Genomic DNA, 26,334 nt, shown 5'->3' on the forward strand with positions numbered 1-26,334 from the left:
ATAAAACATAGGGGGATAGCATGTTATTTGATAAAAAATGTTCGAATTCAATTGAAAAATACGGAAAGAGATTAGAAGGAAAATGCCTAAAAGATTTTCAAATTAATAAAATATCTAAAGGTTCTGACAAGGGTGGATTTAATAAAATAGTAGAAGAAAGCTATTTTAAAATAGATAATAACAATCTTCAGATAGCTGATTTTTCAGAAGCTGGCATAGAATTAAAAGTTACACCTTTGAAAGAGATAACAAAGAAAAAAAGTTCTAAATCTTTAAGAGAGAAAAAAGGTCTTTCGATGAAAGAAAGAACAGTATTAACAATGATTGATTATTATAAATTAGCGGAAGAGTCTTGGGAAAACAATAGTTTAAGAGAGAAAGCTTTTAAAATTTTATTTTGTTTTTATATTTGGAAAAAAGATAAAGCTAATTTAGAATATATCTTTGATTTGGTTAGTTTATGGGAACCTAATGAAAAAGATTTAGAAATTATAGAACAAGATTGGAACACTATTGTTAATAAAATTAAAGCTGGAAAAGCTCATGAGATTTCAGAAGGAGATACATTGTATTTAGGTGCTTGTACAAAAGGAGCAAATGCAAATTCAAAAAGAATTCAACCGTTTTCAGAAGAGTTAGCAAAGCAAAGAGCATTTTCTTTTAAACGGTCATACATGGATATGGTTTACGAGGAATTATTACAAAAAAAATCAAAACTTTTAACATCAATAAAAGCGAAGAATCAAACATTAGAGAGTACTTTGGAAAATATATTCCAACCGTTTATAGGAAAAACAGCTTATGAAATAGAAGAGCAGTTTGGCATGGAGGTAGATTATACAAAAGATAATTTGTCAAAGAATTATTATTTTCTACTTTCGAATAAAATTTTGGGCGTTGAAAGTAAAAAAATAGAAGAATTTAAAAAAGCAGGGGTAACATTAAAAACTATAAGAACAGATAAAAATGGTCTACCATTAGAAAATATATCTTTTCCAACATTCAAATTTTTAGATTTAGTTGGTGAAGCAGAATGGGAAGAATCTCAACTGTTTAATTATCTTGTTGAGAATAAGTTTTTCTTTGTAGTTTATGAGATAACAACCGAAACTAAAAAACAGTTTAAAGATTTAGATAGCTTTGAGCAAAGAAAATATTTGAAGTTAAAAAAAGTTAAACTTTGGGGAGTTCCGTCAATGGGGTTAGATAAAATGGAAGAGTTATGGAATGAAACTAAAAAAGTTATTTCTGAAGGCGTTATAATAGAAAAAAGAGGAGCAAGAAATTTTAATAATTTGCCAAGTAGCTCTTTTAATGGTGTTGGTCATGTTAGACCACATGCTAAAGATAGTAGTGATACCTATCCTCTACCAGACGGAAGAAAAATGTCAAAACAATCTTTTTGGCTTAATGCAGAATATATAAAGAAAGAAGTTGTTGATTCAAAGGAGTAAAGATTATGATTGATATTTTACTTAAGATAATTGAAAAAAAATTATGTAGTCTAAAAATTATATCAATATATTTATTGGAAGCTAAAGGTAAGTTGTTTATTGCAGTTTTACTAGATGGTAAAATTAAAAAATCTATAATAAAGTTTCTTGAAAATGATTTGAAAAGTAAGACTTCTAAGGAGATAAAGGTTTTCAATTTTATAGATTTATTAACAGTAATACAAAATGAATTTTTAGAAAGAGGAGTATTAATTTTAGATAAAAATATATTCGAGCGTCAAAAAATAGAATTAAGAGTAATGAAAGAATATTTTGAGTTAAAAGAATTTAGAAAAGAGATTTATATAAAACAAAAACAACCATTGAATGAAATATTGAATTAGAGTGATTAACAACAGATGCTTCTACGTTAAAAAAGTTAATAAAAAGTGAAAAGGGCTATTGAAATAATAGCCCTTTTTAAATTAATACTTATATCTAGATATAGCGTGGTGGAACTGAGGAAGGAAATCCCAGTTTTCTCTAATGATTTCGTCAAACATTGTTTTTACTTGATTACCACTATTAACAAGAGGATTTAAAGTTAAAGCGTGTAAAGCTTTTCCATAATTTCCAGTAACAGCAGCTTCTATAGTCATCTCTTCAAATGATTTCATAAGCTGTAAGATTCCTCTAGCTTCAACAGGCATAGGATCTTGAGGGAATGGCTTGATACCATCTCTATAAACTCTAGCAGTAACTTCAACAGCACAGTTATCAGGTAAGCAATCAATAACACCATTATTTTTAGTTGAAACAACAATTACAGTACCTTTATCATTATAAATAGAGTTAATTAACTCACAAGCAGCATCAGAATAATACTGTCCACCTCTTTGCTCTAACTGTTTAGGTTTAATATTTAAGTTAGGGTCTTTATATAATTCGAATAACTCATTTTCAACAACTTTAACTTGCTCTCCTCTAGTTCCTTTTCCAGATTTAATATCTGCAACCTGTGCTCTTAACATCTCATCAGTCATATAGTAATATCTATGGTATCCACAAGGAATCATACCTAAATCCATAATTTGATCTTTTAACCAAGGCTCTTTTGTTCTTAGGTTTGCAGGAGTGTTTTCGATATCAGCTAAAACTCCAGCTACAGCTTCTTTAGTTTTATCTACACCATTGTGTAAAACTTTTCTTCCCCAGAAGAAGTGATTTAATCCTCCACAGATTAGTTCAACCTCTTCATCTTTAGCTTTTAATGCGTCAACTACAGATTTTCTAACTCCGATAGGAACATTACAAAGACCAGCTATTTTGATATTTGGATAATATTTTATAACAGCTTCAGTAACCATTCCACTAGGATTAGTGAAGTTAACAAGCCAAGCGTTAGGACAAAGTTCAGTTATGTCTTTACAAATATCTAAAATTACAGGAATTGTTCTTAAAGCTTTAGTAAATCCACCAGCTCCATTTGTTTCTTGCCCAATCATTCCATATCTTAAAGGAATTCTTTCATCTCTGATTCTAGCTTCTAAAAGTCCAACTCTGAATTGAGTTGTAACGAAATCAGCATCTTTTAAAGCTTCTCTTCTATCTAAAGTAAGGTGGATATCAAATTTACCTTTTAATCCAGCTTGTTCAACCATTCTTTTAGCTAAATTTCCAACAATCTCTAATTTTTCTTTACCCTCTTCAATATCTACTAGCCAAAGCTCACTAACAGGTAACTCTTTATATCTTTTAATAAAACCTTCAATAATTTCAGGAGTATATGATGATCCCCCACCAATTGTAACTATTTTTAATCTCTTATCCATAATATTTCCTCCAAGTTTTATTTTTTTATTTTATAGATTTCAATTAATATCTTCAATTTTTAAATTGTTTCAAACTCTCCAATCTCTTCTTCATCCTTTTTTGCTTCTTGTTCAAAAGACCATTCCTCTTTTACTTTTTGAGCATCATATATTTTAAAGAATGGATAGTAAATAACACAAGATATAAGGACAACAACAGTTCCAATAACAGCTCCAGAAATATGTCCACCAGTAACTAAGAAACCATAGATAGGAGCGGGTAAAGTCCAAGGAACGTTAATTCCATTTGTAAGAGCAATAAATCCAAATTTCATTCCGAAATACGTTATAGTTGTAGTAACTAAAGGTGCAACGATAAAAGGAATAATTAAGATAGGATTCATAACAATTGGCGTACCAAAAATAATTGGTTCATTGATGTTAAATATACCTGGGCCGAAAGACATCTTTCCTATCTCTTTAAGTTGCTTACTTTTTGCAAAGAATGCCATAAAGAAAGTTAAACCTAATGTCATTCCAGAGCCACCTAATTTAGATGCTAAGAATACAAAAGTACTTCCAGAGATATTAGGAATAGCTTCTCCAGCTTGGAAAGCGATTCTATTTTGATCCATCATTCCCAACCAAATTGGAGTCATAACAGAACCGACAATATTAGGACCGTGTAATCCCATTGACCAAAGTAGCTGTGCTGCAAGTACAGCTAAGAATGTTCCAATGAAAGACCCACCTAGAATAGTTAGCGGCTTTCCAATTATAGCTATAATAAAGTTATGAATATGATCAAACGGTGTAACTTCAAAAATAATTCTTAAAGTTAAACCAGATAATATAACTAGCATAGCTGGAATAATAGCAGAGAAAGATTTACTAACAGCAGGAGGAACAGAATCAGGCATTTTGATAACTAAATTCTTTTCTACTGCAAATTTAACAATTTCAGTAGTAGAAAGACCAGTTAAAATAGCCACGAAAATTCCTTTACTTCCAATTAAATCTAAATCAATTCCTTTAACATTTAAAACAATATCGCTATATTTATGAGCAATATTAAATGGAGTTAAAAGTAGGAATGCAGTTAAAGATATAGCGGCACAAGATAAAGGGTCAACCTTTCTTCTTTCAGCTAGTCTATAAGCAACTCCAATAGCAATAAATAAAGCCATAATATCAAAAGTAACTTGTACTGGATATAAAATTCTAGCTTTCCAAAGTGGTCCAAATACACTGCTCATAAATTCTGGGTAACCTGGGATAGGTAAAAAACCAAAAATTAAAAATATAGATCCAACAATAAGTAGTGGCATTGATAAAGTAAGTCCATCTCTAACAGATTGAATATGTGTTTGTGATGAAATTTTCATAGCTATAGGTAAAAAATGTTTTTCTAAAATATTATTTAAACGATCCATTGCTGCCATAGATATACCTCCAATTATTTTAAGTGATTTAATGCATCTTCAAGAACTTTTTTTCCATTCATAGTTCCGTAGTCCATCATGTTTATAACTTCTACTCGTTTGTTGTGTTCTTTAGCGATTAAATTAAGTTCATCTTGCTTAAATCTAACTTGAGGCCCTAAAAGAAAGATATCATATATAGGTAATTTATCTGTAAATTTTTCTACAGGGCAGGCTTCGATTTCTACTTTGATTCCTTTCTCTTTAGCAGAGTTTTTCATTTTTGTAACAAGTAAGCTCGTTGACATTCCAGCAGCACATAATAGTAATATTTTTTTCATAAAGTTAAACCTCCTAAAAAATTTATTTGACGTCTTATTGTCACAATGATACGATATCTAAAAAATAATGTCAAATTTCGAACTAAAGTCTCTGTTTTTCGCTTTAATTGTATAAAAATATAGAAAAAAGTGATAAAATTTAGTGATAAATACAAAAAAGTACACTATTGAAAAAGAGAGATAACGATTTTCGTTATTTTTAAAAAGGGGAGAGTGTGAAATTTTTATGAAAAATAAATATTTTTTGGAATTTTCGTCACAACTATTAAAAGAGGAAAAGATAATTTTAAAACTTTTAATAGAGAAGTACTTAAAAAAAGAGAAGCTAGAGTTTTTTTTAGATGAGATTGAGATACCTAAATTGAGAAATTGTAAGAAAAATTTTATAGAAAGGCTTGGTAAAAAAGGGGTATTTTTTATAGAGCAAGATAAAGAAAAGATTTATTGTCCATTTTTTAATTGTATAATTTTTCAAAAGGATTCATTTAAGGTTAGCTTAAATTCAGAGTTTGTAGACTATTTAATAAATAAAGAAAAAGTTTTTAAATACTCATTAAGAGAAGCACTGTTTTTAAAAAATATATTTTCAATTGAATTTTTTTATAAAGTGTTAAAAACAAATATTTTAAAAAATACATTAGAGATTGACGTGGAAAAATTTAAGGAACTGATATCAATTGAAAGTTACTCGAGATTGTATGATTTAAAAAGATTTGTATTAACTCCATTAATTGAGGATATAAATAAAAATACAGATTTTAATATAGGATTTACAGTAAAAAAGATAGAGGAGAATTGGAGTATAGTATTTAATATTCAAAACTCTAAAGTTGAAACATTGAAAATATATACAAAGTTATTTTTAAAATTATATAAGAATCATATAGTAGATAAAAAAAAGGTAGCTTATCTATTGTTTGATGCTATGAGTTTACATAATTATGACTATGTAAAAGCTAAGGTATTATTCACTATAAAAAATAAAAAGAAGTATGGACTAAATTTTGATAGTTTATTAGAAGGGGTTTTATGTGATAAAATTGGAGAGTTTTATGTTTTGTTAAAAAGCAGTGAAATCGAAGCTCAAAATATAGATGTTTTTAGAAAAATTGTACATAGAGAGATTCATCCTCTTAATTTTCCAGAGATAAGTACATTGGATTATAATACAAATTTAGCAAAACAGTTATTTTCAATTAAACCCGAAAAACCATTAGAAATTATAAGTGAGAATTTGAAGTTAGAGCTTCTATTTAATCCTGCTGGAAACTCGAAAATAGATATTTATTTAAAGTATAGAAAATAGAAAGGATGTTCATATGAATAGTTTAGAAAAGAAGATAATACTTACAATATATAAAATAGGACCGACGTTTATATCAAAGTTGGCCAATAGAATTTTAGAGAATCAAAATGATGTGAGAGATACTGTTAAAAAATTAGTTTTAGAAAAAGTTCTTCAAAGAGTGCAAAATGTAATGGTGAACTATAAAACGAAAGAGAATAATGTTGTAACAAAACATAGAAATCATACCTACTTTGAGCTGACAAAGCTAGGTGAGAAAGTAGCAAAAGAGATGCAATTTGATGAGGAGTTAGAAGTGAGAGAAGCTTTCAAAACTTATAATAAAGCTCTTCAAAATAGTTTAGATAACTCTACAGTTTCAGTTGAAAAAAGAGTGTATTGTGTTATAGATTTTCCGTACTCTCAGGAATCTGCGGTAAAAATAGTTTTAGAAGATAGTTTTGAAATCTTATCAAAAGAGTATGGCTCAACAATAACTCTTCGTGGTGAGATACTAGAGATTCAAAGAGAACAGTTAGCTAAATTAGAGAATATAGTTATAATTTAAAAGCTCTAGGGATATTAAAATCCCTAGAGCTTTTTCTTAAAATATACTATTTAAAATATATCGTTTAATCTATAGTTAATAAGATCTATTTTAGCCCCCGCAATAAACCTATTTAAATCTTCTAGATGAGATAATAAACTCTCTTTACTAGGTCCACCTAAGGACTTTCTTTTTTCAACACACGTTTTAATAGCTATATTTTCATATATATCCCCGCTAAAAATATATGAAAACTCTTTGTATTTCTCTAAAGAAAGAGTTTCTAGGTTCAGATTATTTTGAATACAATAGCTCACAATTGCCCCCGTTATTTTGTAAGCTTCTCTAAAACTCATTCCTCTCACTGTCAGATAGTCAGCAACGTCAGTCGCATTTATAAAACCATCATTACATGCTAAAAGTAAAACCTCATCTTTCACTTTTAGAGTTTTAACCATTCCAATAAACACCTGTAAACATCCTTTGACAGTATCTACAGCATCAAAGAAAGCCTCTTTATCCTCTTGCATATCTTTATTGTATGCCAAAGGAATCCCTTTCATAGTAGTTAAAAGTGCCATTAAATCCCCGTAAACTCTACCAGTTTTCCCCCTAACAAGTTCGGCTGCATCTGGGTTTTTCTTTTGTGGCATGATACTACTTCCTGTTGAGAAAGAGTCACTTAATTCAATATATCCATAGTCATTTGAGCTATAGATTATAATTTCCTCTGAGAATCTAGAAAGGTGCATCATAATAATAGAAAGTCCTGACATAATCTCAATCAGATAATCTCTGTCACTAACTCCATCTAAAGAGTTTAAAGTAGGTCCTTTAAAACCTAGAATTGCAGCTGTAAACTCTCTATCTATTGGATAAGTTGTTCCTGCAAGAGCAGCACTTCCAAGAGGAGAGAAATCCATAAGCTCAGCAGCATTTTCTAAACGCTTGAAGTCTCTTTTAAACATCTCTGAATATGCAAACATATAGTGTCCAAAAGAGATGGGTTGAGCTTTTTGAAGATGAGTAAACCCAGGCATATACGTCTCAAAGTTTTTCTCACCAAGCTCTGTTGTAACCTCAATCAACTCTAAAAGAAATGATTGAATCTTTTTAACTTCATCCTTTGCAAAGAGTCTCATATCAACTGCAACTTGGTCGTTTCTGCTACGTCCAGTATGTAGCTTTTTTCCAACATCCCCTATTCTATCAATTAGAATTTTCTCAATATTCATATGGATATCTTCGTAAGTTGTAGAAAACTCTATCTCATTATTTTCAATATTTTCTAAAATCTCGATTAAAGTTTTCTCTATAAGCTCCCCATCCTCTTTTGAAATAATCTCCATTTTAGATAGCCCTCTGACATGAGCTATACTTCCCATAATGTCATATCTATATAGTCTTTTATCAAAGTGTATCGACGAGTGAAAATCTAGGATTAAATCACTTGCTGCTTCTTTGAATCTTCCTGAAAAGTACTGCATTTTTCATCTCCCTTAAAACATTTTTGTGTAATTAACTTTATACCAATTAAAATCAAAATCTGTGCAATGATAGCAAATATTATTAAGTAACTGTTTTCAGTGAAACCACCTATTAAAAACACAGTTACTGCTAAAGCTGCATTTATAAGAGCATATGGAGTCTGAGTTTTAACGTGGTCTATATGGTCACAACCAGCTCCAGCAGATGAAAGAATAGTTGTATCTGAGATTGGAGAAACATGATCTCCAAAAAGTCCACCTGAAAGAATAGCTCCTATCGTAACGTAAAGCGGAGCGTTAAAAGTCAAAGCCATAGGAATAACAAGAGGTATCATAATACTAAAAGTTCCCCATGAGCTCCCAGTTGAAAACGAAATCACAGCTCCAAATAAAAATGCTATAGCTGGAATGAATCCAGAGTTTATATCTAGTGATTTTAAGAAACTGATTAGAAATTGGTCAGCTCCTAAATCTTTATTGATAACCCCTAAAGACCAAGCTAAAATAAGGATTATAATAATCTCACTCATCTTTTTCATACCGTTCATGTAGATTGAGAATATCTCTTTAAAAGTTTTAGATTTATAAAACAGCATCAGTCCCATAAGAACTAAAGCAGCATATAGATATCCACTTGTAAGAGCGGCTCTGAAAGCTCCCCCAGAAACTCTAGAAGTTATAAATGAAACTCCCAGCATCGAGAAAAGTGTTCCAAGTAAAACAAGGATTGGCAACCAAACAAAAGAGCCACGAGCATTTTCAACACGATACTTTGAGTTATCCAGTGTTGTTTCATTTTCAGCAACCTCGCTTTCTAAAGAGAGATTATCTTCAAAAGTTTTCATAGGTCCAAAATCTAACTTCAAAAGAGTCAGAGTTGGAATTATAGTTAAAGCTAGCAGTGGATATATGTTAAAAGGTATCGACTTTATAAAACTTTCGTAGTCTGAAAGATTCAGATTTAAAAGCTCAAACTCTTTTTGAAGCAATCCAATTATGAAAACTCCCCATCCAATAAACGGTACTAAAACAGCAACTGGTGATGAAGTTGAATCTAAAATGAAAGCTAGTTTCTCCTTAGATATTTTTAATCTTTTGAAAAATGGATTGAAGATAGGTCCTACAATTAGAGGGGTCCCCAAATCAGAGAAAAATATCATAATCCCTGTAAAATATGCAAGAAGCTGAGCTTTTCTCTTTGAGTTGATAGAGTTTTTAAAACTTTCAGCAAAAGCGTAAGCTCCTCCAGACATCATCATAAGTTCAATAAATCCACCTATAAAAATCATAAGCACAATAACCCCAGCATTGTAGCTATCTGTAAGCTGATTTATAAAGTATTTACCAACTAGAACCTTTGTAGTCTCTAGGGGATTGTAGTTGTTTAAAATAAAAATTCCACAGAATACACTGGAAAAAAGTGACAAAACTACGTTTTTAGTTTTGATTGATAAGAAAACTGCAATTAAAATTGGAACGATAGATAAAACCCCGAATGAAACCATTTTTTAAATCCTCCTGTATTTTAAAAATACTACCCCAAAAGAAAAGGCATACCAAAAATGGTATGCCGTAGAGAACTTAACTAAGTTAATAAGCGTATTGTTATGGCAGCGTCACAATACTTAATTCACAGGATCATAACATCTACGCCGTCGGCCTTAGGCTCCGTATATGGAAGTGAACTAACCTCTATTTTGTTTTATTAGATGTGAGTATACTACATAATCACTACAGTTGTCAATTTTTTTTACAAAATATTAACTTACTGAAGATTGATTAGAACTCCAATTACCATGAAGATTGAACCTAAAAGGAATAAAACTCCTTGGAATTTAATTTGTAACTTTGCCCAAACTCCCCACTCAATCTTAGCAATTCCTAAAATCGCCATTAGAATTCCAGAAGTAGGAACAAACATATTTGTAAATCCATCTCCCAATTGGAAAGCTAGAACAGCAACTTGTCTAGGAACACCAACTAAGTCAGCTAAAGGAGCCATTATTGGCATCGTAAGTGCAGCTTGTCCCGATCCAGATACAACGAAGAAGTTGAATGTAGATTGGAAGAAGTACATAGCTATTGCTGATAAAGAAGCGTGTAGTTGACTTAAAACTCCAGCTACAGAGTTAAGAACAGTGTTTAAAACTGTAGGTGTTCCAGCATCTACTCCACCTAAAACTAAAACGATACCTTTTGCCATTCCAACAACTAAGGCAGCTCCGATTAACTCCTCGGCTCCTTTTCTGAAAGATGTCGCGATATCATTAACAGTCATATCGTTTAAGTTGAATATAACTCCAATTATTCCAGATATAATACCCATAATTGTGAATTGAGCAGCGATTTCAGGAAGGTAGTAACCATGTAAAACAACTCCCCAAACAATCCAAGACATCCCTAAGAATATCGTTAAAAATACTAACTTATGTCCAAACTTGAACTCTAAATCCTCTGCTTCATCAGCTTTAAAGTCATCTCTAAAGAATTTATCAGTCTCGTAAGATATTGATAACTCAGGGTTAGCTTTAACTTTTTTAGCGTAGTTCATAGTGTAAACAATTCCAAATGTCGTAAAGAATATCCACATAGCTATTCTAAACATAGCTCCTGAAAGTACTGGAACTCCTGCAACTCCTTGAGCTATAGCCACACTGAATGGATTCATCCAAGAAGTAGCAAAACCAATTTGAGTTGAGATGTAACACATAAAGATTCCAGTGATAGAGTCATATCCCATTCCAACAACGATAGGAATTAATATCATAGCAAACGGGATAGCTTCCTCTCCCATACCAAATACAGCTCCACCAAGAGAGAACAGTAAAAACACTAAAGGAATCAATAGTACCTCAGATCCTTTTGTTTTTTTAATCATATTTAAAATTCCAGCTTCAACAGCTTTAGTTTTTAAAATAATACCGAAAGCTCCACCTGTAATCAGAATGAAAGCGATAATTCCAACAGCAGTTCCCCACTTATCTCCACTAACAAGACCTTCGAAGATATAGTTAGTTATACTCATCTCTCCACCAGCAGCAAATAAAGGAACTCCTTTGATAAGTGGCTTTCCAAGCTCATCTAAAGCATAGGCAAAACTTCCAGGAACAGGAACTGTTCTAGTTTTCATACCAGCTTCAGTAGCATATTGAATTTTCTCCATAGTAAAGCTTCCAACTGGTATAAGATACGTCAGTAAAGCAGCAAAAATAACTACGAAAAAGATAATGACATAGGTATCAGGTATTCTGATTTTTTTCTTCATTTCGATTTTCCTCCTAAAAAATTATGTATAGTTTTATGTTTTTAAGAAAAAGTATACTATGAATTTACTCTTAGTGTCAACACTAAAAAGACAGTCATATGTTTTATTTTTTAGTACGAAAGTATTTTATTTTAACAAAGTTCTTTTACAAAGAACAAAAGTACTAAATTTTAGTAAAAAAACTGTTGTATTTTATTTTTTTATGTGTTATTATTCTTAAAAATAAAAATTAATTTTCAAAAAGGACGGTGATAATTATGAGTAACGAAAGAGGTAATTGGGGATCGAGTGTAGGATTTGTATTGGCAGCTGCAGGGTCAGCTATTGGACTTGGAAATTTATGGAAGTTTCCATATTTAGCAGGAAAGAATGGTGGAGGAGCGTTTGTGCTTGTCTATTTAACACTGATAGTAATCTTAGGATTCTCTTTAATGCTAGGAGAGATGGCTATAGGTAGAAGAGGAAAATCAGATGCCTTCGGTTCATATAACAACATTAAAAAGGGTTGGGGATTCGTAGGAATATTTGGAATTTTATGTTGTTTTATTATCTATTCGTACTACGTAGTTATCGCTGGGTGGATTGTAAAATATATCGGTATGTTTATTAGAGGGGGGTTAACAGAGGATCCAGTGACGACATTCGGAAACTTTATTTCGTCTGGAACTTCACCTATAGTATATAGCTTCATTGTAGTAATCGTAACGGCATTAATTGTTTTAAAAGGTGTATCTGGTGGAATTGAAAAAGCAAGTAAAATAATGATGCCAGTATTGTTTGTATTTATGTTAGTTATTGTTGCAAGATCAGTAACTCTTCCAAATGCGATGGAAGGAATTAAATATTTCCTTAAGCCTGATTTCTCACAGATAACTCCTGCAGTTGTAATAGCAGCTCTAGGACAGGTATTTTTCTCACTAAGTTTAGGTATGGGTGCCATGATAACTTATGGTAGTTACTTACCTAAGGATACGAACCTTGTAAAAAGTGCGTTCTGTATCCCAGTGCTAGATACACTTATTGCTCTTTTAGCAGGACTTGCTATCCTACCAGCAGTTTTCTCATTTGGTTTAGAGCCAACAGCTGGACCGGGATTAATCTTTATAACTTTACCAAAAGTGTTTGCTTCAATGCCTTTTGGAAATGTATTTGGAATTATATTCTTCTTACTAGTTTTATTTGCTGCACTTACATCAACAATGTCTTTACTAGAGGTTGTAGTATCGTTTGTTGTGGATCAAATGAAATTGGATAGAAAGAAAGCTACGTTCTTAGTGAGTGCTGTAATAGCAGGATTTGCAATTCCAAACTCACATTCGTTTGGACCGATGGCAGAGTTAAATGTATTCTTTGGAATGAATTTCTTTGATTTCTTAGGATACTTAACAGATAATATTTTACTTCCAGTTGGAGGGTTATTACTTTGTGTATTTATCGGATTTGTTTGGGATAAAGAGGATCTTAAAAATGAGATTACAAACAACGGAGAGGTTTCATTCCCACTGTTCTCGGCTTGGATGATTGGAGTTAAATACTTAGGAATTCAACTATTATCACTGATTTTACTTGGAGCAGTTGGAGTAGCTGGAAAAGGTATAAACTACTCGTTGATAGCAATCTTTATGTTACAAGTTTTATTCGATGTGTTAGAGAATAAAAAGAGATCAAAATCAGCAGCTTAAAAGAAAAGAGAATAGTTTTTCTATTAAAAGATGCAGTTTAACTGCATCTTTTTTGTATTTTTTCTTTCAAAAATGTTATACTAAGTATACTAAACAAAAGGGAGCAGAGTATGAGAAAACTACTATTTTTATTTAAAATTTCAATAATCTTAATAGCTCTACTAGAGGCTCTTTATGGAAAGGATATAGACCCTTTAAAAGAGTTTACTTACGATATAGTTATTGAAAACTACAGTAAGAACATTAAAAGGGATGTTAAAATAAAAAATAATTTAAATGAGCTAAAAGGGGTTTTAGCCAATAATGGTGAAAATTTCTTAGATGTGGAGGGGTCTGTATTTACATCTTGGGAGATATATAAAGATGGCGAGAGAATTAATAGAGGGGAAAGAGATTCTTTAGATGAAGTTATAACTGAGCTATATCCAAACCAGGTTATAAAGTATAAGATTGTAGCAAAACCAGATAAAAAACTTCTTCATCAAATTGTAAAAAATGAGGTTGTTATCTACGAAGGTGGGCAGATATCTGAAAAGCTACTTTACAAAAATGAGGTTTTAGAATCAAAGCCTAAAATTAAAAGAGAGGTGGACTCAGACAGTTATACTTTAGGAGGGTATTTAACTTATAAAGTGATAGTTGAACCAGATAATTCGGGGTATCTGAATAACTACATTATTGATGAGTCTATACAAGATATCTTAGTTCCAACTTTGAGTGGAAAGGATGAACCTTTTTTAAAAGATATTCAGATTAAAACAAATCAGAAAACATCTGGAGTAGGTGTTGATATTGCAAATGGAGAGAGTTTAATCTACGAGATTAAAGGACGTGTAAACGATAAAATTTTAGGAGATGTTATCTATAAAGAGCTGACTATAAAAAGTCCACCTCCGAGCATAAAGGCCAAGATTTTAAACTCTGGAAAATACTCTCCTGGAAGACTTTATACCTATGAAGTAGAGATTGAAAACAGTGGGCTTGGAAATGCTAAAGCAGTTCCTATCCGAGCTTTTATGAAGAGAAGTGAGGCTAGAGATTGGACCGAGGAGATGTCACCAGCATTTTTAAACGCTCAAGATATAAATGAAAGAGTGAATATAGCAGCTGGAGAAAAGATTGTAAAAAAATATTCGGTAACAACATCACAATTTCTGATTGGTGATATATATTTGAATTTTGTGATTGATAGTCATACGTACAATAATAAAATCGAATCACATTCTCCTGAACCACATATAATAGCCCGAGTAGAGAGGTATCTAGATAAAACTGGAAAGAAAAAGATAGACTCGTATACGCCTGAGGGATATATAGAGTATCTTTTTAGAGTGGAAAATCGTGGAAAGGGTATTTTAAAAGAGTATGATTTAGACCCAAGCATAGATGAGATTAAAACAAAGTCAGCTCATGGTGATGAGATTTTAGCTTTTAGTAGTAGTGATACTAAAAATATTTTAGAGCGAGGAGAGGGAGCACGGTTACTGCCTGATGGATTCGTGGAGTATCGAGTACTTGGAAAAGTTAGTAAGGATGCAGTTGGAGATATAAAAAAAGGTGAGATAGTTTCAAAGATGAGTAGTAGTGATATAACTCATTCGTTCTCAGTCTCAAAGGAAAACTATAAGCCTGGAGAAAATATTGAATACACTGTGACCTTAAAAAATAACGGGCTTGGAACATCTTATGGAATCCCATATAAACTGGGGATAGCTGACGCTAAGGTTAAACAGTCTGGAATGCAAAATCGAGATGTAAATCCATTTAAAAATGATGAAAAAATCGAGAGTGTACCAGTTATATACCCTGGAGAGGAGTTTAAATATACATTTAAAGGGATCACTAAAAACAATATTTTTGAAAGTATAAACGTCGATTCTATTTATGGTGAGAATAAAAAATCGAGCACTGTAACAGCTTTACCTGGAAAACTTGAATTTACAAACACCTTGAAAAGTTTAAATGGGAAAATATTAAATAAAACCACAAAATATAAACCTGGAGATATGGTGACATATGAGATTCAACTTAAAAATATAGGTGAGGGATTTTTAAGTAATCTCTCTGTAGAGAGTAACCTAGAGGAGGTTAAAGCACTTCTAGCTGGGTCGGATGTGAAGGAGCGAGCACTCGAGAGTGTAGAGGTGTCGGTGAAGAGTAGCGATCCAAGAACTGTTATAACTTCTGAGATGGGAGATACGGTAAATTACATTCGTAAAAGTATAGACTTTGCACCAAAGAGTAGTATAACTTTTCAAATTTCAGGAGTTATTTCAGATAAAGCTTTGGGGACTTTAAGTGGATTGGTTTTCAAAATAAACAGCAGTAGCAAAACCTCAGAAGGATTGAGCAGTGTGAGTGGCTCTATCAAAGGTGAAAAGACGCTGTTAGAACCAGAAAACGGAGTGTATAAGCCAGGAGATAGATTGAGATATATGCTTACTATTAAAAACAGTGGAGAGGGATATGGAAGATATATTCCAGTAGAGGATTTGTTGTCAGAGGTGAGTACTGAGAAAGAGGGAAAGCGTTATGGTCGGGCTTTTTCAAATTGGAAGGTGACATATCTAGGGCCTCGTGACGAATCTTCAAGATTTAAGCAGTACACATATTTGAAAAATGAGGTGTCGGGGCGAGAGGATTTAAACACAAAGGTGGATATAGGCCCCGGAGTTGCAATAGAGTTTTTGATAGAAGCTGATATAGATAAAGACGCTATCGGTGTTATTGAGAGTAAAGCTAAAATAGCTGGTGGTACAAATGATGACCAAACGATATTTCTAAAGCCAATCTCTGAGTATTCAGAGGAGGAAAAAGTTGAGCAGGGGATTCGTGTGAAACTGACTTCAACGAAGAGTGAGATAAAGATAGGTGAGGTTGTTGGGTTTACTGTGAGCGTGGAAAATCGTGATAACAAAACTTATGAGAATCTATCTTTAAAAAATATAACGCCAAGAGGTTTTAGATATTTAGAGGATGAGTTAGAGAAGTTTTCCTTAACTCCGAATCAAAAGTATAGTAAGACCTTTTATATGAAAGCTACAGTTGGAGCAAGTGTTGGAAAAAATATATTTCAAAGTTCTGTCAGCAGTAGAAACAATAAGATTTCAAACATAGGAGAGACAAGTGTAGAGGTGAAGGCAGACTCTTTGTTGAATACAGCTACAATTATAGGAAAGGTTATAGATGAGAAAACAGATAAGGGTATTCCTTATGCTGTGGTTTATACACCTGGTGGGATAGTTGTTCAAGCTGATGACGAGGGTAGATTTCACTTACCAGACCAGTGGGTAGATAAAAAGTTTGGAGAGAATTTTCTTTTGAAATTGGATGAGAACAGCCTTCCATCTGGAAGCGTTGTAAAAAGTGAAAACCCTATGGTAAAAAGAATCACACCATACTCTTTAACAAAGTTTAACTTCATAGTTCAAACTCCAGAGAAATCTTTGGAGTCTTCAGAGTCTTCAGATGAGTTAAAAGTTGATGATATAAAGCTAAACTATACGGGCACAGGGTTTATAGATGCTTATGTTGGAAAAGACAGTGAATCTCCAAGAGCCACATATTTTGGAAAAGCGAGTTATGGTGATTACAAACTAACTTTGCACTTTGATACAAAGGATAGAAAAAGTACGACCCTTTTAGAGAGAGTCACTGATGATGAGTATGTTTATTATCCAACTTATGGAGATGACTCTAAAATCAGAAAAGAGGTAAATACAAAAGGTAAAGTTTACTTAAAGTTTCAACATAAAGATTCGAGCTTACTTTGGGGAACCTATGAAACAGGGTTCTTAGGAACTCGGTTTATGGATTACAATAAAGAGCTGTATGGATTTAAGGGTGAGTATAAGCAGGATGATATAAACGTTAAAGTTTTTGCGAGTACACCAAATACAATGTATGGGCATGATGAATTTTTGGGAACTGGAGGTAGCTTATATTTTCTGAAAAATGGAGATATATTGAAAGGTAGCCAAAAGGTTTGGATAAAAGTTGTGGATGCTGATACCTACGTTGTAGAAAAGATTATATACCTCCAAGAGGGACGTGACTATGAGATTGATTCGTTCATTGGGCGGATTATTTTAACAACTCCTTTGAGTGGCGGAGGTTCAGCTGATTACTACGCCTACCTTGTGGCTGATTATAGTTATATTCCAAAAGATGGAGAGATTTCAGACTCTTCAAACTATGGAGTTAAAACTGTAAAAGATATAAATGAAAACGTTCAGGTTGGAGTGACTGCTATACATGAGAGTCGTGGAAAAGAGAACTACGATTTGAAAGGTGTAGAGATAAAACTTCATGATGAGAAAGGTAACTACCTAAAGGGTGAGTTCAGTCAGAGTGAGGGAGTTTCAAATATAAATAACCATCTATCTTTTGATGGTGGATTGACGTTTCAAAGTGTTGGTCGAGATGATGACAAGATAACTGGAAACGCTTATCGTATTACGGGAGCTGTTAAGCTTTTAGAGGAGGCTGAGTTCAAGGCTTGGTATGAAAGAAAAGAGCGTGGCTACTCTTTCGCCTCGGATTTCGAGGATAGATTTTTCCAAACGTTTGGAGGTGAACTTGCCTACACTCATTCGGAAAGATTGAAAAGCTATCTGAAGTTTCAATATATTGATGAGATGAAGTGGGGCGAGGAGAGAGAAAGCGGAACTGTCAGCAGTGCAAAATTAGAGTATATTTTGAATGAAAGCACAAAGATATATAGTGAGATTAAAGCGGGGATATCGAATGCCATCTCGCTTGGAGCTGAAAAAAGAGTCAACGACAGATTCAAAGTAAACACTCGTACGTCGTTTGGAGATTCTGGAAACTACTACGAGCTAGGAGGAGATTATCAGCTTTATGATAACTATAATATCTATTCTGGGTATAGCTCAGATGGAGAGATAAGTCGAGATAGATATACAATTGGTCAAAGAGCAAGAGTTGGTGAACGTACAAGCCTTTACCAAGAGAACCAGTTTATCAAAGAGCGTGGAAAAGAGGCTTCTCTTCAAGGATATGGGATAGATTATGATTTAAGGCGTGGCGTTACAATCGGTGGAGCTATTCAATATGGTGAGGTTATTTTACCAAACGATGAGAAGAGTGACCGGCGTGGAATCTCTTTATATCTTAGGTCTGAATCTGAAAAGTTGACGCTGAAAAACCGTGTTGAGTATCGTTCAGAGCGAGGCAATGAAGAGATAGAGCAGTATCTCACTACGAACTCATTCACCTACAGATACAGTAAAGAGTACACTTTAGCTGGAAAACTCAACTACTCATTCACAGATGATAGCTATGAGAACAGATACCTACAAAGCAGTGTAGGATTGGCATATAGACCTATTTCTAACGATAGATTGAACTATCTTTCTAGATACACTATGATTTTAGATAAGGATACAAAAGCTGTAAAGGATTTCAGTGCCCATATAGCTGAGTTTGAAACGATTTACTCACCGACTAGAAGACTTGATTTATCCCTAAAAAATGGGTATAGACGAGAGAAAAATGTATATCTAAATGACCTGTATATGCTAGGACTTAAAGCTAACTACACGGTTATGAACAGTTGGGAAGTTTATGGACAGTATCAGTGGCTTTTAGATAGAGCAAACGAGGATGTTTTAAACGGTGCTATATTTGGAGTTTATAAAAATCTAGATAAAAATATGAAGCTTGGAGGGGGATATAACTTCTCAGGCTTTAAAGATTCACTCGGAGAAGAGGAGTATAAAACTTCAGGTTGGTTTTTGAATATAATTGGAAGTATGTAGAGAAAAAAATAAAGAAAACAAAAAGAGAGACTTTGGGAGGGGCGTCTCTCTTTTTGCTTTAACTATTTTTTATTCTGCTCTAATATTCTAAAAAACTTCCTCATTTCCTTTTTTCCTTTTTAATAGGAAGATATTACTATAAAAATAGTATTTTGTAAAAAAGGGTTCAAAAAAATTTGACTTTTTATTCAGACGTGTAGTATATAGAAATATTAAGATAAAGTTTGAAAAAAATATGTTTTAGTCACTTTTGGAATTATACGCTTAAGGAGGGATTTTTATGAAAAAATTAAAGACGTTTCAATTTATGGAAGAGTTTGATCATGAGCAGGTAGTATATTTCTACGATAAAAACACAGGCTTAAAAGGTATCACTGCTATTCATAACACGGATTTAGGACCAGCTTTAGGGGGAACAAGACTTTGGGATTACAAAACAGAGGAGGAGGCTCTGTTAGATGTTGTTAGGTTATCAAGAGGAATGACATATAAGGCAGCTGTTGCTGGGCTGAATTTAGGTGGAGGAAAAACAGTTTTAATTGGAGATCCAAAAAAAGTTAAAAGTGAAGCATATTTTAGAGAACTAGGAAGGTTTGTTCAAAGCTTAAATGGAAGATATATAACAGCTGAGGATGTAAACACAAGTACATCGGATATGGGGTTTGTAGCTATGGAGACTGACCATGTTGTTGGGCTTCACGGAAAGAGTGGAAACCCATCACCATTCACAGCACTAGGTGCACTATACTCTATACGTGCTGCTTTAAAAGTACAGTTTGGTGACTCTACTATTGAAGGAAAAACATTCTCTGTTCAAGGAGCTGGACAAACAGGATACTATTTAATCAAATACCTTTTAGGTGATAACGAGCATGGCGATATAGCAAAGAAAATCTACTTCACAGAGATAAATGAAACATATATTGAGAGAATGAAAAAAGAGCATCCAGAGGTAGAGTTTGTAAAACCAGAGGATATATATGGTTTAGATGTGGATGTGTTCTCACCTTGTGCTCTTGGTGGAGTTATAAATGATGAGACTATACCGCAATTAAAGTGTTCGATAGTTGCTGGAACATCAAACAACGTATTGAAGGGTGAGGAGCATGGTGCTCAATTGAAAGAGAAGGGAATTTTATACGCACCAGATTTCGTTGCAAACGGTGGTGGACTAATCAATGTTTATCATGAGTTGAAAGGTTACAATAAAGATGCAGCAACAGCGGATGTAAAAGCCATTTATGATAGATTGCTACAAATTTTTGAGATAGCTAAAGTTCAGGATATCCCAGTAAATATAGCAGCTATGCAGTTTGCTGAAGAGAGAATAAAGAGTATTAAAAACATGAAACCGAGCTACGTTAAAAGATGAAAAAATTGGAGGTAATATGAAATTTTTTTCAGAACTATTAGAAAAGTGTAAAGAGAGTCATGTTAAAAGAGTGCCAGTTGTAGTTTGTGCTCATGAAGATGAGTTATTAAAGGCGATTCTTAGAGCTAAAAGAGAGGATATAATCACTGAACCAATTTTAGTTGGAGATAGAGAGGAGATTGTAAAACATCTGCTGTTAAATGGAGCAGACTTAGATGATTTCCAAATTGTTCACGGAGATACGAAAGAAAAATGTAGTGAGATAGCGCTTCAAAGTATTTTGAGTGGAGCTGGAGATTTTTTGGTGAAGGGTTTAGTTGATACATCAATTATATTGAAAGCGATATTAAACAAAAAAGAGGAGTTGGCAAAGTCAAAGGGTGAAGATATATTTTTCTCTCATGTGACAGTAGCAGAGCTAGATTCTATAGATAGAGTGATAGCTTTTGGAGATGCAGCTATGAATATACTACCAGATGTTGAGAGCAAGATTAAGATAATAGAAAATTGCTATTCGGTTTGGAGTGCACTGCACCTTCAGACACCAAAGATAGCACTTTTAGCAGCAAAAGAGCATGTTTCTAAAAAGATGATAGCAACTACAGATGCTCATACTATTACAAAAAAATTAGCAGAGGATGAGAGATTTATAGTTGAGGGACCACTCTCTTTAGATAACGCTTTATCGAAAAAATCAGCAGAGATAAAAGGGATAGCTGGAAAGATTCAAGGGGATGCAGATATACTTATAATGCCAAATATAGAAGCTGGGAATATCTTCTATAAGAGTTTATGTTATTTGACAAAGAGCAAAACAGCAGGAGTTTTGGTGGGAGCAAAAATCCCGATAGTTATAACATCAAGAGCTGACAGTGAAGAGAGTAAGTTTTTATCGATAGTGTTGGCATCAGTTATTTAGGAGGTGTGGATTTGGCTAAGTTTAAGGTGAGTTTTAATAAAGAGCGGTGTAAAGGGTGTGGGCTTTGCACCCTGTTCTGCCCAATGAAGATTGTTCATCTGAATATGGATGAGATGAACTCTAAGGGTTACAATGTGTCGCATGTAACGGATGAGGAAAAATGTGTTGGATGTACAAACTGTGCTATGATGTGCCCAGATTCAGTTATAAGTATAGATAAGATTTAAGGAGGAGTTTTATGGCAAAAAAGCTAATGAAAGGGAATGAAGCTATGAGTGCAGCAGCTATAAATGCTGGCTGTAGATTTTTCTTCGGATACCCGATAACACCACAAAATGAGATTCCTGAGTATATGTCAAGGGAGCTTCCAAAAGTTGGTGGGTCTTTTATACAAGCTGAGTCTGAGGTTTCGGCTATAAATATGGTCTATGGTGCAGCGGGGTGCGGAGCTAGAGTTATGACATCCTCTTCATCTCCAGGGATGGCCTTAAAGCAGGAGGGGCTATCGTATATAGCGGGAGCTGAACTGCCTTGCGTGGTTATAAATGTGACAAGGGGAGGCCCTGGGTTAGGTGGGATTCAACCATCTCAAGCCGACTATTTCCAAGCTACTCGTGGAGGGGGAAATGGTGATTACTACATGCCAGTTTACGCTCCAGCCACAGTCCAAGAGGCTGTCGATTTGATAGGAAAAGGGTTTGATGTAGCTGATCAATATAGAACTCCAGTTATGCTGTTAGTTGATGGAATGATAGGCCAGGTTATGGAGCCAGTGGAGTTAAATGAAAATCCCGAGAGAAAGGAGTTTAATAAAAGCTGGGCGACAACGACAACAAAGGGTGAACGTGCACCAAATATTATAAACTCACTTTACTTAAAGCCAGAGGAGTTAGAGCTACACTGTGAGAAACTATTTAGAAAGTTTGACGCTATAAAAGAAAATGAGGTTATGTCTGAAACTATAGGTTTAGAGGATGCCGAGATAGTTTTAGTTGCCTATGGAACAACGGCTCGTATAGCTAAGAATGTTATTAAAAGTTTGGAAAAGGATGGAATAAAAGCTGGGCTTATAAGACCTATAACGGTTTGGCCTTTCCCATACGAGGATGTAAAAAATCTAAATGAAAAGGTGAAGAATATCCTTGTGGTTGAGATGAGTATGGGGCAGATGATAGAGGACGTTCGGCTTGGAAACGAGGGACGAAAGCCAGTTTATTTCTACGGAAGAACGGGTGGAATGGTTCCAACTCCAGAGGATATAATAAAAAAAGTTAAAGAGATAATGGGGAGGTAGTTATGGAAAGTATCTATAAAAGAAGTGCAGGATTGACAGATGTAGCTACCCACTATTGTCCTGGGTGTACGCATGGAATTGTTCATAAGTTGGTGGCTGAAACTTTAGAGGAGCTCGGAGTGATAGGAGACACAGTTGGAGTAGCACCAGTTGGATGTGCTGTTTTAGCTTATAAATATTTCAATGCAGATATGCACGAGGCATCTCACGGTAGAGCACCAGCGGTTGCAACTGGAATCAAAAGAGTGCTGCCTGATAAAGTTGTATTCACATATCAAGGGGATGGGGATTTAGCAAGTATCGGAGCAGCAGAGATTGTCCATGCAGCAGCTAGAGGAGAGAAGTTCGTAACTATTTTTATAAACAACACAACGTATGGAATGACAGGTGGGCAGATGGCACCGACAACTCTAATAAACCAAAAGACAACAACATCTCAAAGTGGAAGAGACCCAGAGGTTCAAGGGTATCCAGTTCATATGTCTGAGATGTTAGCTACTTTAAGTGGAAGCTATTATATAGAAAGATGCTCGGTTCATGACCCTGTGAATATAAGAAAAACGAAAAAAGCTATAAAGAAAGCCTTTCAACTGCAACTAGAAGGAAAAGGGTTCTCTATGATTGAGATACTATCGACATGCCCAACGAACTGGGGACAAACACCCGCAGATTCATTGAAATGGCTAAAAGATGGAGTGATGAATGTATTCCCACTAGGAGTTTTCAAAGACAGAAGTGAGGTGGAGAAAAATGGATAATTTCATAATATGTTCAGGCTTTGGAGGGCAAGGAGTTATGTCGATGGGGCAGATTCTTGCATATTCAGGTATGATAGAGAGTAAAGAGGTTTCGTGGCTACCGTCGTATGGTCCAGAGATGAGGGGAGGAACAGCTAACTGCTCGGTTATACTTTCAGATGAACCTATCGGGTCACCAGTTATAACGAATAATGCAACAGTTCTTATAGCTATGAATCTACCCTCACTTAAAAAGTTTCAGGATTCACTCGTAGAAAATGGAGTGCTTTTAGTGAACTCATCTCTTGTGAAAGAGGCGAGTGACAGAGAGGATATAAAAGTATATAAAATACCAGCAAATGACTTGGCTCATGAGCAGTGTGCAAATTTAAAAGTAGCTAATATGGTTATGTTAGGAGCGTATTTAGAGATATCGAAGAGTTTGAAAGATGAAAGTGTGTTACATGGATTTTTAAAGATTTTTGGAGAGAGAAAAGCTGACCTTTTACCTATAAATGAAAAAGCTCTTCAAGTTGGAAGAGAGTATATAAAAAATAACTACTAGGGAGAGGAAATATGAGAGAGTTTAATATCTTAGTTATCAATCCAGGATCGACATCAACGAAAATTGCATATTTTACAAATGGAGTTGAGAAATTAAAACGCGAGTTGCATCATGAGAGTGAGTTCTTGAAAACTTTGGATTACGAAGGTGAATTGGAGTACAGATACTCTTTGATTAAAGAGTTGCCGATTGAGTTCAGCAGTTTAGAGGCGGTTGTTGGAAGGGGTGGGCTTTTAAAGCCGTTGAAGAGTGGAACGTATTCTGTGAATGATAAGATGATAGATGATTTACGAAGTGAGTTTTATGGAAAGCACGCTTCGAATTTAGGTGGTATTTTAGCTAAGAAGATAGCGGATGAGCTAAAGATACCCTCGTATATAGTGGACCCTGTGGTTGTGGATGAGATGAGTGAGCTAGCTAAGGTTTCAGGAATGCCTGAGCTGGTTCGTCGATCGGTGTTCCACGCTTTAAATCAAAAGGGTGTGCTTAAAAAATATTGTAAAGAGTTGGGGATAGATTACAATGAGAAAACTTTTATAGCAGTTCATATGGGTGGTGGAATCTCGGTTGGGCTTCATAAAAATGGAGAGGTCGTAGATGTAAATAACGCTCTGGATGGAGATGGGCCCTTCACTCCAGAGCGTGCTGGGACTCTGCCAATTGGAGATTTCTTTAAGCTTTATTACACTGGGCAACACTCGAAGGAGTTTTTACTGCGAAGGCTAAAAGGGGATGGTGGAATCTCTGCTTACCTTGGAACTAACAATGTGAAAGAGGTTATGGATAGGGTTTTGAGTGGAGATGAAAAAGCTAAAAAAATTATAGATGCGATGTGTTATCAGATAGCTAAGGAGATTGGTGGCCTTGCTGCTGTTGCAGAGGGTGCTGTGGATGCTATTATTTTAACTGGTGGGATGGCGTATTCGGATTATATATGTGAGGAGATAACGAAACGAGTGGCTTTTATAGCTAAGGTTGTTCGTGTACCAGGGGAGTTTGAGATGCAGTCGCTATATGATGGTGGAGCTAGAGTTTTAAATAGAGTTGAGGATGTGAAGGAGTATATTTGAATTCTGAAAAGAGGTTATAAAAAGATTTTTACAAAAATTTGATTTTTAGAAGAAAGAGTAGTATAATTAATACATAAACGATTATAATTCAATGTTAATGACTACATTGTATGGGGAAGAGCTAGGAGTGAGAAACTAGCTCTTTTCTATTTTTTGTAGTTATGATATAATTAGTATCAGTGGTTACTTACCCTAGAAAGGGGGTGTAGTCGTTAAATGCAAAGAATTATAATCGTTATTGCCCTTTTTTTACTACTTGCTAAAAAAGGATACTAAGTAATCACTAGCTAGGTGCCTCACTCACCTAGCTTTTTTTAAGAAAAAAATACTGGGAGAAGAGATGAAAAGAGTTACGGGGTTATTATTTTTACTACCACAATTGGTTTTAGGGCAGGATAGTTGGAGAGGGATTCCATATCCTATGAACCGTTGGGGTGTGTCGGTTATGGGTGTTAAGCAGACTGAGAAAGGAAACTTGACAGAGGCTAGTGTTTCAGGAAAAATAAAGTTAGATAAATTGAATAAAGAATTAAATTTAAATGCAGAATTTTTTAAACCAGAAAATTTAAAAGTTGATGCAGATGTTCAAATAGTTAAAGTGGATTATTTTGTATTACCATTTATGAATCTTTATGCTATAGGTGGAGAATTAAATGCAAAAGTCAAATTTAATCTTGGAGTTCCAACAATTTCATTGGGGCCATCTTTAGAAATAACAGGGGAAAAAAATTGGACTATAGAACACGAGGCAAAAGGAAAACTTTATGGTGGAGGGGCTTTAATAGCTGGAGAGTACAATAGAGTTTTCTCATCACTACAGTACACATACACAAGAATAGAGATGGATGGAGATGTAGCGACTAAAAGTGCCGAAGTTGCAATGGGAAGACTAGGATATGTAGTTTATCGTAGTAAAGGTTATTCTGTAACACCGTATTTAGGAGCTGGATATCAGAAAACTGATAGCTCGATGTCAGGGCCTATTCCAGATATTGCTCCAGGAGTTAAAGATATGAACTATAGATTTGAAATGGAGCTAGAAAAAGTAACACCATCAGTTGGAGTTTTCACAGTAATAAATGATAGTTTTACAGTTTTAGTAGATTATTCGTTTGGAGATAGAGAGACTTTAGCTATAGATTTAGGGTATAGATTTTAGTTTATAACCACACAAAAACATTGAAGTTTTTGATGGAATAAGATATAATAAAAGTAATTAAAAAGCGAGTGAACCTCCACCTACAAGTGCAAACTGACAAGCGAGGAGTTAAAAAAGCGAGTGAACCTCCACCTACAAGTGCAAACTGACAAGCGAGGAGTTAAAA

20 protein-coding genes are annotated in these 26,334 nt (G+C 34.1%); 14 read left to right on the plus strand and 6 right to left on the minus strand.

The features are described from left to right. Nucleotides 1-20: 20 nt before the first annotated feature. Together Q0O83_RS08285 and Q0O83_RS08290 are read left to right on the plus strand one after the other, a co-directional pair. A complete protein-coding gene (locus Q0O83_RS08285; RefSeq protein WP_294096112.1) occupies nucleotides 21-1,454 on the plus strand; it encodes a Sau3AI family type II restriction endonuclease in 1,434 nt (477 codons plus the stop codon). Between the two features lie 5 nt (nucleotides 1,455-1,459). After that, a complete protein-coding gene (locus Q0O83_RS08290) occupies nucleotides 1,460-1,837 on the plus strand; it encodes a hypothetical protein (protein WP_294096113.1) in 378 nt (125 codons plus the stop codon). A gap of 81 nt (nucleotides 1,838-1,918) precedes the next feature. Here Q0O83_RS08290 and Q0O83_RS08295 read toward each other — a convergent pair whose 3' ends face one another. The 3 genes from Q0O83_RS08295 to Q0O83_RS08305 are packed head-to-tail and all read right to left on the minus strand — an operon-like array spanning nucleotide 1,919 to nucleotide 5,006. Then, on the minus strand, nucleotides 1,919-3,265 hold the full coding sequence (locus Q0O83_RS08295; RefSeq protein ID WP_294096117.1) for a 6-phospho-beta-glucosidase: 1,347 nt from the start codon (nucleotides 3,263-3,265) through the stop codon (nucleotides 1,919-1,921). A 59-nt stretch (nucleotides 3,266-3,324) separates the two neighbouring features. After that, the gene (gene celB, locus Q0O83_RS08300) at nucleotides 3,325-4,686 is read right to left on the minus strand and encodes a PTS cellobiose transporter subunit IIC (protein WP_294096119.1); all 1,362 of its coding nucleotides are present in this window, start codon (nucleotides 4,684-4,686) and stop codon (nucleotides 3,325-3,327) included. 14 nt (nucleotides 4,687-4,700) lie between these two features. Continuing rightward, a complete protein-coding gene (locus tag Q0O83_RS08305; protein ID WP_294096121.1) occupies nucleotides 4,701-5,006 on the minus strand; it encodes a PTS sugar transporter subunit IIB in 306 nt (101 codons plus the stop codon). Nucleotides 5,007-5,232: 226 nt separating this feature from the next. Between Q0O83_RS08305 and Q0O83_RS08310 the strand changes: the two genes are divergently transcribed. Continuing rightward, nucleotides 5,233-6,312 carry a replication initiation protein gene (locus Q0O83_RS08310; RefSeq protein WP_294096123.1) on the plus strand — a complete coding sequence of 360 codons (1,080 nt, stop codon included), beginning with the start codon at nucleotides 5,233-5,235 and terminating at the stop codon, nucleotides 6,310-6,312. A 13-nt stretch (nucleotides 6,313-6,325) separates the two neighbouring features. Continuing rightward, nucleotides 6,326-6,859 carry a DUF2250 domain-containing protein gene (locus Q0O83_RS08315; RefSeq protein WP_294096125.1) on the plus strand — a complete coding sequence of 178 codons (534 nt, stop codon included), beginning with the start codon at nucleotides 6,326-6,328 and terminating at the stop codon, nucleotides 6,857-6,859. 50 nt (nucleotides 6,860-6,909) lie between these two features. Here the strand turns inward: Q0O83_RS08315 and argH are convergent, their stop codons facing one another. From argH to yfcC, 3 genes are all read right to left on the minus strand, one after another. Continuing rightward, nucleotides 6,910-8,325 carry an argininosuccinate lyase gene (gene argH / locus Q0O83_RS08320; RefSeq protein WP_294096127.1) on the minus strand — a complete coding sequence of 472 codons (1,416 nt, stop codon included), beginning with the start codon at nucleotides 8,323-8,325 and terminating at the stop codon, nucleotides 6,910-6,912. Beyond that, nucleotides 8,280-9,830, minus strand: coding sequence for a Na+/H+ antiporter NhaC family protein (locus tag Q0O83_RS08325; protein ID WP_294096129.1), 1,551 nt, complete (start codon nucleotides 9,828-9,830; stop codon nucleotides 8,280-8,282). The genes argH and Q0O83_RS08325 overlap by 46 nt, the downstream gene beginning before the upstream one ends. Nucleotides 9,831-10,090: 260 nt before the next feature. Then, entirely contained in the window at nucleotides 10,091-11,590 is a 1,500-nt protein-coding gene (gene yfcC / locus Q0O83_RS08330; RefSeq protein WP_294096131.1) for a putative basic amino acid antiporter YfcC, read from the minus strand. Nucleotides 11,591-11,847: 257 nt separating this feature from the next. Between yfcC and Q0O83_RS08335 the strand changes: the two genes are divergently transcribed. The 10 genes from Q0O83_RS08335 to Q0O83_RS08380 all read left to right on the plus strand — a co-directional run bounded on the left by Q0O83_RS08335 (nucleotide 11,848) and on the right by Q0O83_RS08380 (nucleotide 26,168). Next, the gene (locus Q0O83_RS08335; RefSeq protein WP_294096134.1) at nucleotides 11,848-13,272 is read left to right on the plus strand and encodes a sodium-dependent transporter; all 1,425 of its coding nucleotides are present in this window, start codon (nucleotides 11,848-11,850) and stop codon (nucleotides 13,270-13,272) included. A 110-nt stretch (nucleotides 13,273-13,382) separates the two neighbouring features. Continuing rightward, the gene (locus Q0O83_RS08340; RefSeq protein ID WP_294096136.1) at nucleotides 13,383-19,052 is read left to right on the plus strand and encodes a hypothetical protein; all 5,670 of its coding nucleotides are present in this window, start codon (nucleotides 13,383-13,385) and stop codon (nucleotides 19,050-19,052) included. A gap of 280 nt (nucleotides 19,053-19,332) precedes the next feature. Then, nucleotides 19,333-20,424 carry a Glu/Leu/Phe/Val dehydrogenase dimerization domain-containing protein gene (locus tag Q0O83_RS08345; protein WP_294096138.1) on the plus strand — a complete coding sequence of 364 codons (1,092 nt, stop codon included), beginning with the start codon at nucleotides 19,333-19,335 and terminating at the stop codon, nucleotides 20,422-20,424. A gap of 16 nt (nucleotides 20,425-20,440) precedes the next feature. Continuing rightward, the gene (locus Q0O83_RS08350) at nucleotides 20,441-21,343 is read left to right on the plus strand and encodes a phosphate acyltransferase (protein WP_294096140.1); all 903 of its coding nucleotides are present in this window, start codon (nucleotides 20,441-20,443) and stop codon (nucleotides 21,341-21,343) included. A 5-nt stretch (nucleotides 21,344-21,348) separates the two neighbouring features. Next, nucleotides 21,349-21,570 carry a 4Fe-4S binding protein gene (locus Q0O83_RS08355; RefSeq protein WP_294096142.1) on the plus strand — a complete coding sequence of 74 codons (222 nt, stop codon included), beginning with the start codon at nucleotides 21,349-21,351 and terminating at the stop codon, nucleotides 21,568-21,570. 11 nt (nucleotides 21,571-21,581) lie between these two features. Then, nucleotides 21,582-22,637 carry a 3-methyl-2-oxobutanoate dehydrogenase subunit VorB gene (locus Q0O83_RS08360; protein ID WP_294096144.1) on the plus strand — a complete coding sequence of 352 codons (1,056 nt, stop codon included), beginning with the start codon at nucleotides 21,582-21,584 and terminating at the stop codon, nucleotides 22,635-22,637. Nucleotides 22,638-22,639: 2 nt separating this feature from the next. Next, entirely contained in the window at nucleotides 22,640-23,395 is a 756-nt protein-coding gene (locus Q0O83_RS08365) for a thiamine pyrophosphate-dependent enzyme (protein WP_294096148.1), read from the plus strand. Further along, the gene (locus Q0O83_RS08370) at nucleotides 23,388-23,939 is read left to right on the plus strand and encodes a 2-oxoacid:acceptor oxidoreductase family protein (RefSeq protein WP_294096150.1); all 552 of its coding nucleotides are present in this window, start codon (nucleotides 23,388-23,390) and stop codon (nucleotides 23,937-23,939) included. The genes Q0O83_RS08365 and Q0O83_RS08370 overlap by 8 nt, the downstream gene beginning before the upstream one ends. Before the next feature lie 11 nt (nucleotides 23,940-23,950). Beyond that, a complete protein-coding gene (gene buk, locus Q0O83_RS08375) occupies nucleotides 23,951-25,009 on the plus strand; it encodes a butyrate kinase (protein ID WP_294096152.1) in 1,059 nt (352 codons plus the stop codon). A 340-nt stretch (nucleotides 25,010-25,349) separates the two neighbouring features. After that, on the plus strand, nucleotides 25,350-26,168 hold the full coding sequence (locus Q0O83_RS08380) for a hypothetical protein (protein ID WP_294096154.1): 819 nt from the start codon (nucleotides 25,350-25,352) through the stop codon (nucleotides 26,166-26,168). Nucleotides 26,169-26,334 lie beyond the last annotated feature (166 nt).

Source organism: uncultured Cetobacterium sp. (assembly GCF_945952365.1).
Classification (GTDB): domain Bacteria; phylum Fusobacteriota; class Fusobacteriia; order Fusobacteriales; family Fusobacteriaceae; genus Cetobacterium_A.